Here is a 500-nt window from a genome sequence, read left to right on the forward strand (position 1 = left end):
TCCGGACCCATCGTGTTCGCAATGACACCAGTCTCCAGATCGACAGTCCCTTCACGCAAAGGTGCGCTGTCTTTGTCTAGTTTTTGCACAAAGCGCAGTCGTACGCCAGGAGCCTCTAAGCTGGTGCGAGCAATGAGGTCAGGTCCGAAATTTTCTGCAAAACGGGGTTGTACGCCCTAATCCACGAAAATTTCAGAGTCTCCGGTTTTCGCAGCGTCCCAGCATCTTCTGACCGTCTTGGCGCAGCGCGCCGTCAGCGCCAATATGCCGTTAAAGGGTCTGGCGCGCGCGGTGTGTGTTATCTGCGATGACTCCGGCCACAAACCCAAACAGCGATGGTGGAAAATCGTGGCCCATTCCCTCGACGATGAGTAGTTCGGCTCCTTTAATATTGGCCGCCGTGTCCTTCCCAGCTTCCGGGGGAACTAGTGGGTCGTCTGACCCATGCAACACAAGCGTCGGAGCACTTATGTTGGCTAGTCGTGATCTTAAGTCACCGG

1 protein-coding gene and 1 pseudogene are annotated in these 500 nt (G+C 55.4%); both read right to left on the reverse strand.

Annotation, left to right across the window (positions count from 1 at the left end):
• Positions 1 to 161, reverse strand: a pseudogene (locus C5P05_RS34220) (LysR family transcriptional regulator); the annotation flags it as partial.
• 109 nt (positions 162 to 270) lie between these two features.
• A partial coding sequence (locus C5P05_RS00690) for an alpha/beta fold hydrolase (RefSeq protein WP_114967983.1) occupies positions 271 to 500 on the reverse strand: 230 nt, incomplete at its 5' end.

Source organism: Rhodoferax ferrireducens (assembly GCF_003347515.1).
Lineage (GTDB): Bacteria > Pseudomonadota > Gammaproteobacteria > Burkholderiales > Burkholderiaceae_C > Rhodoferax.